Raw genomic sequence first — 6,670 nt, 5'->3', positions numbered from 1 at the left:
CACCGAACGAAAGGGGCAAGAGCCCTTGGTTACTTGGGGCTCTTCCAAGTGACTCGCCGTAAGGGCGAAACCCTATGTGGCCGTTACCGAAGAAACGGATATGTCCAAAATCCAAACAGCCACCAAACAGCGCATCACGCCAAACGCTGAGCCTTCTCGTCCTCACCCAAACAAGCCGCCGCCGTAAACAGCACATCAGTCGAAGAATTCAGCGCAGTCTCCGCCGAATCCTGCAACACACCAATAATGAAACCAACCGCCACCACCTGCATGGCGATTTCACTCGGAATGCCGAACAGACTGCACGCCAGTGGAATCAGCAACAACGAACCACCCGCCACACCCGAAGCGCCACAGGCACAAATCGCCGCAACGACACTCAGCAAGATGGCAGTCGGAATGTCCACGGCAATACCCAGCGTATGCACAGCCGCCAGAGTCAGCACGGTAATGGTGATCGCAGCACCCGCCATGTTGATCGTCGCACCCAGCGGAATCGAAACCGAATAAGTGTCCTCATGCAGACCCAGGCGCTTGCTCAGTTCCAGATTGACCGGAATATTCGCCGCCGAACTGCGGGTGAAAAACGCCGTGATGCCACTTTCACGCAAGCACATGATCACCAGCGGATACGGGTTGCGACGCAGCTTCCAGAACACGATCACCGGGTTCATCACCAGCGCCACAAACAGCATGCACCCCAGCAACACCGCCAGCAGATGCGCGTAGCCGATCAAGGCACCGAAACCGGAAGTGGCGAGGGTCGACGCCACCAGGCCGAAAATCCCCAGCGGTGCAAAACGGATCACCAGGCGCACGATCAGGGTCACGCCGTTGGACAAGTCGCCGAGCACTTCACGCGTGGTGTCACCGGCGTGGCGAATGGCGACGCCCATGCCGATGGCCCACGCCAGAATGCCGATGAAATTGGCATTCATCAGCGCGCTGACCGGGTTATCCACCACGCTCAGCAGCAGACTTTGCAGCACTTCACCGATACCGCCCGGCGCCGTCACCGCGACGTCGTGGGTGGACAGCACCAGGCTCGACGGGAACATCATGCTGGCCACGACCGCGACCACGGCCGCCGCAAACGTGCCCAGCAAGTACAGAAACAGAATCGGCCGGATGTGGGTTTCCTGGCCGTGCTTGTGGTTGGCGATCGACGCCATGACCAGCACGAACACCAGAATCGGCGCGACGGCTTTCAGCGCCGAGACGAACACTTTGCCAATGAACGCAGTGGACTTCGCCACGTCCGGCGCAACCAGCGCCAGGGCAATCCCGGCGAGCAGGCCGATGATGATTTGCGTAACCAGGCTCAAGCGTTTCAAGCGTTGCAATAGCGAAGGGGATGAAGCGGTCATAAAACGGCATCTCTGATTTTATTAGGTGCGGGGTGTCGCGACATCGCGGCCATTAAAGGACGGATGAACAGGGTGTACGAATCGCAGGGCGCGGACTTTATCACAGCGTCGTCCGCATCCCTCAGACCTGTGACGATCTGCCGCCCGCCTGTTAAACGCGATGTGCAGGTTCGTGCAACCGCCTTTGGAAACACTCTGTTAAGATTGCGCATCCTCATTTTCATGTCTGCCAGTGAGCCTTCGGGCTATCGCTGGTGTTGTCGTTTTCTGGAGTTCTGCATGCTGTTGCCCATCCTTCTGTTGTCCGCCGCCGGTTTCACGGTGCTGACCACGGAATTCATCATCGTCGGCCTGTTGCCGGCAATCGCCCGGGATCTCGAAGTCACCATCCCCCAGGCCGGTTTGCTGGTCACGTTGTTCGCCTTCACTGTCGCGGCGTTCGGGCCGTTCCTGACCGCGTACTTCGCCCGGTTCGAACGGCGCAAGCTGTTCATTTCGGTGTTGATCATGTTCGGTCTGGCCAACACCCTCGCGGCGTTTGCGCCGAACATCTGGGTGATGGCCGTTGCGCGGTTGATCCCCGCACTCGGGCTACCAGTGTTCTGGGCCCTGGCCAGTGAAACGGCGGTGGACATCGTCGGGCCGGATTACGCCGGGCGCGCCATTGCCAAGATCGGTTTCGGCATCGTTTGCGCGACGGTGTTCGGTATTCCGGTGGGTACGTTGATTTCCGATGCGTTCGGCTGGCGCAGTGCCTTCGGCATTCTGGCGGTGATCGCGTTTGCCAAGGCGTTGCTGCTGTTTATCTACCTGCCCAAAACCAGCCTGCATCAACACCAGGTGAGCTTCCGTTCGCAGTTCAAGATCCTGCGCAGCCCGTTGATGATCGGGCACGTGTTGCTGTCGATCCTGGTGTTCAGCGGCATGTTCACCGCTTACACCTATCTGGCGGACATTCTTGAGCGGCTGGCCGGTTTCAACGGCACCGTGGTGGGTTGGTGCCTGATGGGCTTCGGCGCGGTGGGCCTGATCGGCAACTCGTTGGGCGGTCGCGCGGTGGATCGTCATCCGCTGATCGCTTCCGTGACGTTCTGCGCGTTCATGATTGCCGGCATGGTGACGCTGGTGCCGAACATCCATTCGCCGCTGGGTCTGGCGGCGGCAATGGGCATCTGGGGCGTGACACAAGCGGCGTTGTTCCTGGTCAGCCATGTGCGTTTGATGAAAGCCGCGCCTGAGGCGCCGGCCTTTGCCGCGTCGCTGAACATTGCCGGCGCCAACCTCGGTATCGGTCTGGGCGCGATGGTCGGTGGCCGGGTGATCGACAGCGTTGGCCTGGGTGGGCTTGGCTTTGCGGCGGCGGGTTTTATTCTGATCTCGATCCTGTTGGCCATGGCGCTGATGACCTTCAAACCTCGCGAAGTCTGCGCCTGACCCTCATATCTCGGTGAACAGCTCGCGTCGGGCACCTTCGGTAATCGCAACGATGCCGGGGTGCTTGACCTTGCGCTCCACCGAAATGGCGTAGAACGACTCGGTCACGGCGTCGGTCTGGCCAATCAATTCCACGCCGCACTGACGCTTCACTTCATCGGCAATCACGCTCGGGCCGATGAAAATCCCGCTGCCGGACTGACCGAAGGCCTGCATCAACGCGCTGTCGTCGAACTCGCCGACGATGCGCGGCTGAATCTGCTGCTCGGCAAACCAGCGTTGCAAACGACTGCGCACCACGGTTTCCGGCCCCGGAATCAGCAGCGGTGCGCCGTGCAGGCTGCGCGGGAAATCCTGGCCGTACTGCGCCGCCAGTTCGGCGGTGGCGAAGAAGCTGATCCCGCATTCCCCGAGTTTCTGGCTGTAGCCCTTGATGTCGAGGTGCGACGGCATCGGGCTGTCGGAGATCACCAGATCGAGGCGCTGAATCGCCAGGTCGGCGAGCAAGCGTTCGAGTTTGTCTTCGCGACAGGTAATACGCAGCGGTTCGCTCAGCTCCATGGTCGGCGCGATCAGGCGATAGACGATGGATTTGGGCACCACATCAGCCACTCCAACCCGAAACAGAATCTGTTGCTCATTGGGTTGCGCCCGCAGCATCAGCTCCAATTCACCGCCGAGCTGAAACATCTGCTCGGCGTAGGGCAGGGTCTGGCGTCCGGCTTCGGTGAGTTCCAGCTGTCGGCCAACCCGACGAAACAACTCGATGCCATACGTTTGTTCGAGCAGAGAAATCTGCCCGCTGATGGTCTGTGGCGTCAGGTTCAGCTGTTCGCAGGCGCGCACGATGCTGCCGGTCTTGGCCACGACCCAGAAGTAATGCAGTTGTCGATAGTTGAGCATGGCGACCTACAGTTCGTGAAAACCGAAGTATAACCGCTAAAAATACGAATTTTCCTGAAGTGTTTGCCTCCCTAGAATGCCTCGCTATCAGCGGGCCATCGTTTCGGCCCGTTTTGTTCTATCGAGGAATGCATCATGAAGCTTAAAACCACGGCACTGTTGATTGCGTCTTTACTGGTGCTGGCCGGTTGCGACCAGGCCGAAAAAAGCGCTCAGCAACTGATGGGCAAGGCTGCCGAATCCGCCAAGCAAGCGATTGACGACACCCACAAAGCCGCCGAGCAAGCGCTCAGCGATGCCACCGGCGGGCTGGTCAGCAAGAAAGAATCATCGGGCGACGATAAAGAGAAAACCGAATCGTCGTCCCAGGAAATCTAAACCGTCTTAAAACGAGTCAGGACTGACCCATGGAATACCTTTTAGAACTTGCTGCAAGCCCCACCGCCTGGGTCGCCCTGGCCACGCTGGTGGTGATGGAAATCGTGCTCGGCATCGATAACCTGATCTTCATCTCGATCCTGACCAACAAACTGCCGGAGCAGCATCGGCAGAAGGCGCGGCGCATTGGTATCGGCATGGCGCTGATCCTGCGACTGGCACTGCTGAGCACCATCGCGTTCATCGTCCAGTTGACTGAGCCGGTGATCGAGATCCTCGGCCACGCGTTCTCCTGGAAGGACATGATCCTGATCGCCGGCGGCTTGTTCCTGTTGTGGAAGGCGACCACCGAGATCCATCACAGCATGGACCCGGCGCCGGAAGATCCGAAGTCGGCGACCTCGACCGTGACCCTGGGCTTTGCCGCCGCGATCGGTCAGATCCTTATGCTGGACATGGTGTTCTCCATCGACAGCATTATTACCGCTGTCGGCATGACCGAGCATTTGCCGATCATGATCATCGCGGTGGTGGTGTCGGTGCTGGTGATGTTGTTGGCGGCTGACCCGTTGGCCAAGTTCATCAACGACAACCCGACGGTGGTGATGCTGGCGCTGGGCTTCCTGATCATGATCGGCATGACGCTGATCGCCGAAGGCTTCGGCGCCCACGTACCGAAAGGCTACGTCTACGCAGCCATGGCGTTCTCGGCAACGATTGAAGGCTTGAACATGATGTCGCGACGGGCCAAGCAGAAGCGCATTGCCGTTGAAGCGTAACCTGGGCTGAAACGAAAACGGCCGCCTGCACTCGCAAGAGTCCAGGCGGCCGTTTGTATTTGGGGTATTAAAAAGTATCCGTCAGTGCGCGGTTGCGTGACGTGCAGCCGGTTTATCGGTTTTCGTCACCCGAGCCGGCTGGGCGGGGTGGTGATGGTGTCGGCGGGCAATTCGCAGGACTCCCCACAACATGGCGGCGGCAACAGCCAGCCAACTGAAAATCAACATCACAATGGTCATTGTCAGGCTCATCAGTGCCTCCTCTTCGCCCTGCTTCGGGCACACACGCTTTGCAAGTGACAGTCTAGTCGCTGCCATGTTGCAGGCTATTGACCAAAGGTCGGTGCCGACCAATCAGTTCGCTCTATCGAACGCAATCAACTGCCGGTTAAGGCTATACCGCTGTCGCGCGGCGTCCTATGATCAACGGCCAAGCCGGGAGCACGGACACCTGGCGTCTGAACAAGAGAGTGATGATGGTGCGGGTATTTTCGCGAATTCGAACGGCAGCCCTGATTGTGGGCTGTGTTGCAGGTCTGGCTGGCTGCGCGGGCAGTGTGGCGCCGGAGGTCAAGCGTCTGCCGGAACGCGTGGAACTCAGCGGGACGTTCTACCGTGGGCAAAGCTTTCAAAGCGGACCCCAAGTGCTGGCCAGTCTGTTGGCCCAGCAGGGCATCGTGATTACCCCGGGGTTGCTCGAAAAGCCTTTGCACCTGCCGGGCGCCGAAGCGCAATTGCAGCAGAACATGCAGAACCTCGCCCGCGAGTACGGGATGGTCGTTTACCCACTCGACAGCCATTTGCCTGCGTTGCTGACCCAGGTTGCGGCGGGTTACCCGGTGATGGTGCGCTTCACTGAAGGCTCGGCGTTCTGGGCTGAACCGCGTTACGCCATTCTCGCCGGGTACAACCGTCAGAAGCGGACTGTGTTGCTGCGTTCGGGATTGAATCGTCGGGAGTTGATGAGCTTCAGCTCGTTTGAGTCGTCGTTCAAGGATGCGGGTGGCTGGGCGGTGCTGATCCAGAAACCGGAGCAGATTCCGGCCAACGTTGATCAGTCGCGTTGGTTGAAAGCGGCGAACGATCTGGCGCAGGCCGGCCAGGAGCAGGCCGCTGCCCGTGCGAAGAAGGCGCTGACTTCGCAGTAAGCTTCCCGTTCGTCATCTGCCCGGCACTGCCACGTGCGATTGGTCTCTAAAGGATAAGGGCCCGGATGTTTCCGGGTCCGTTCCAAGGAGGCGTCCATGACACATCCCACTTCACCCTCCGGCCCGCACTCGTCCGAGCATTCTTCAGGCAATGAGTTGGGTTTCGATCCGGATTCACCGGACCTTGCCGACCCTCAGGTCGACCCCATCGGACCTGCCAGGGCGCCCAGGGATGTTAAACCGGGCGAGGCGGGCAAGGCTCCCGCCAAACCTTACGACCCGCTCGCGAATTTGAAACCCTGACGTTTTGTGGGAGGTGTGTATGTCTACTGATTCGAGTTTTGACGACAAGCGTCCGGACAGTGTTCCAACCACTGTGGAGGATGATATTGATCCTGTGATGGACCCGGATCGTCCGATGCGTGATCCATTGATCAGGCCGGTGGTGACGCCAAGGGATCCGAGTGCGGGGGATGGTGTTCCGGATGATGATCAGATGCCGTTGCCGAATGATTGAGGTTTTCGGTTTGGCGTTCAGTGGGTTGGGGGTATATCCGTTATTGCGGTAACGGCGGCTATTGGTTTCGCCCTTACGGCGAGTCACTTTGGAAAAGCCCCAAAGTAACCAAAGGGCTTTTGCCCCTTTCGTTCGGTGCCTCGC

The 6,670-nt window shown here is 59.3% G+C and carries 9 protein-coding genes; 6 read left to right on the top strand and 3 right to left on the bottom strand.

Annotated features, from left to right (window positions below):
* Positions 1–134: 134 nt before the first annotated feature.
* On the bottom strand, positions 135–1,367 hold the full coding sequence (sstT, locus tag PMI32_RS04355; RefSeq protein WP_008033700.1) for a serine/threonine transporter SstT: 1,233 nt from the start codon (positions 1,365–1,367) through the stop codon (positions 135–137).
* A 279-nt stretch (positions 1,368–1,646) separates the two neighbouring features.
* Between sstT and PMI32_RS04360 the strand changes: the two genes are divergently transcribed.
* A complete protein-coding gene (locus PMI32_RS04360; RefSeq protein WP_008033699.1) occupies positions 1,647–2,801 on the top strand; it encodes an MFS transporter in 1,155 nt (384 codons plus the stop codon).
* Between the two features lie 3 nt (positions 2,802–2,804).
* On the opposite strand, the gene nhaR is transcribed toward PMI32_RS04360, so the two are convergent.
* Complete coding sequence (gene nhaR / locus PMI32_RS04365) at positions 2,805–3,704, bottom strand: transcriptional activator NhaR (protein ID WP_008033698.1); 900 nt, start codon at positions 3,702–3,704, stop codon at positions 2,805–2,807.
* Between the two features lie 135 nt (positions 3,705–3,839).
* Between nhaR and PMI32_RS04370 the strand changes: the two genes are divergently transcribed.
* Together PMI32_RS04370 and PMI32_RS04375 are read left to right on the top strand one after the other, a co-directional pair.
* Positions 3,840–4,082, top strand: coding sequence for a hypothetical protein (locus PMI32_RS04370; protein ID WP_008033695.1), 243 nt, complete (start codon positions 3,840–3,842; stop codon positions 4,080–4,082).
* A gap of 29 nt (positions 4,083–4,111) precedes the next feature.
* The gene (locus PMI32_RS04375) at positions 4,112–4,861 is read left to right on the top strand and encodes a TerC family protein (protein WP_008033694.1); all 750 of its coding nucleotides are present in this window, start codon (positions 4,112–4,114) and stop codon (positions 4,859–4,861) included.
* Positions 4,862–4,942: 81 nt separating this feature from the next.
* On the opposite strand, the gene PMI32_RS30465 is transcribed toward PMI32_RS04375, so the two are convergent.
* Entirely contained in the window at positions 4,943–5,113 is a 171-nt protein-coding gene (locus PMI32_RS30465) for a hypothetical protein (protein WP_177318896.1), read from the bottom strand.
* Positions 5,114–5,280: 167 nt separating this feature from the next.
* On the opposite strand from PMI32_RS30465, the gene PMI32_RS04380 reads away from it, so the two are divergent.
* From PMI32_RS04380 to PMI32_RS30065, 3 genes are all read left to right on the top strand, one after another.
* Positions 5,281–6,009: a hypothetical protein gene (locus PMI32_RS04380; protein WP_008033693.1), complete on the top strand. Its 729-nt coding sequence runs from the start codon at positions 5,281–5,283 to the stop codon at positions 6,007–6,009.
* A 96-nt stretch (positions 6,010–6,105) separates the two neighbouring features.
* A complete protein-coding gene (locus PMI32_RS30800; RefSeq protein WP_008033692.1) occupies positions 6,106–6,312 on the top strand; it encodes a DUF6021 family protein in 207 nt (68 codons plus the stop codon).
* Positions 6,313–6,331: 19 nt separating this feature from the next.
* The gene (locus PMI32_RS30065) at positions 6,332–6,526 is read left to right on the top strand and encodes a hypothetical protein (protein ID WP_008033689.1); all 195 of its coding nucleotides are present in this window, start codon (positions 6,332–6,334) and stop codon (positions 6,524–6,526) included.
* Positions 6,527–6,670: the final 144 nt, after the last annotated feature.

The sequence above is a fragment of the Pseudomonas sp. GM60 genome, from assembly GCF_000282415.1.
Taxonomy (GTDB): Bacteria; Pseudomonadota; Gammaproteobacteria; order Pseudomonadales; family Pseudomonadaceae; genus Aquipseudomonas; species Aquipseudomonas migulae.
Note: the sequence above shows the minus strand (reverse complement) of the source record. Positions and strands in the feature narration are given on the sequence as shown.

What these genes read in the sequence shown, in the direction of transcription:
- PMI32_RS30065 (WP_008033689.1), top strand. Translation starts at nt 6,332, where the DNA reads ATGTCTACTGATTCGAGTTTTGACGACAAGCGTCCGGACAGTGTTCCA.
- nhaR (WP_008033698.1), bottom strand. Translation starts at nt 3,704, where the DNA reads ATGCTCAACTATCGACAACTGCATTACTTCTGGGTCGTGGCCAAGACC.
- PMI32_RS30465 (WP_177318896.1), bottom strand. Translation starts at nt 5,113, where the DNA reads ATGAGCCTGACAATGACCATTGTGATGTTGATTTTCAGTTGGCTGGCT.
- sstT (WP_008033700.1), bottom strand. Translation starts at nt 1,367, where the DNA reads ATGACCGCTTCATCCCCTTCGCTATTGCAACGCTTGAAACGCTTGAGC.
- PMI32_RS04360 (WP_008033699.1), top strand. Translation starts at nt 1,647, where the DNA reads ATGCTGTTGCCCATCCTTCTGTTGTCCGCCGCCGGTTTCACGGTGCTG.
- PMI32_RS04380 (WP_008033693.1), top strand. Translation starts at nt 5,281, where the DNA reads ATGATCAACGGCCAAGCCGGGAGCACGGACACCTGGCGTCTGAACAAG.
- PMI32_RS04375 (WP_008033694.1), top strand. Translation starts at nt 4,112, where the DNA reads ATGGAATACCTTTTAGAACTTGCTGCAAGCCCCACCGCCTGGGTCGCC.
- PMI32_RS30800 (WP_008033692.1), top strand. Translation starts at nt 6,106, where the DNA reads ATGACACATCCCACTTCACCCTCCGGCCCGCACTCGTCCGAGCATTCT.
- PMI32_RS04370 (WP_008033695.1), top strand. Translation starts at nt 3,840, where the DNA reads ATGAAGCTTAAAACCACGGCACTGTTGATTGCGTCTTTACTGGTGCTG.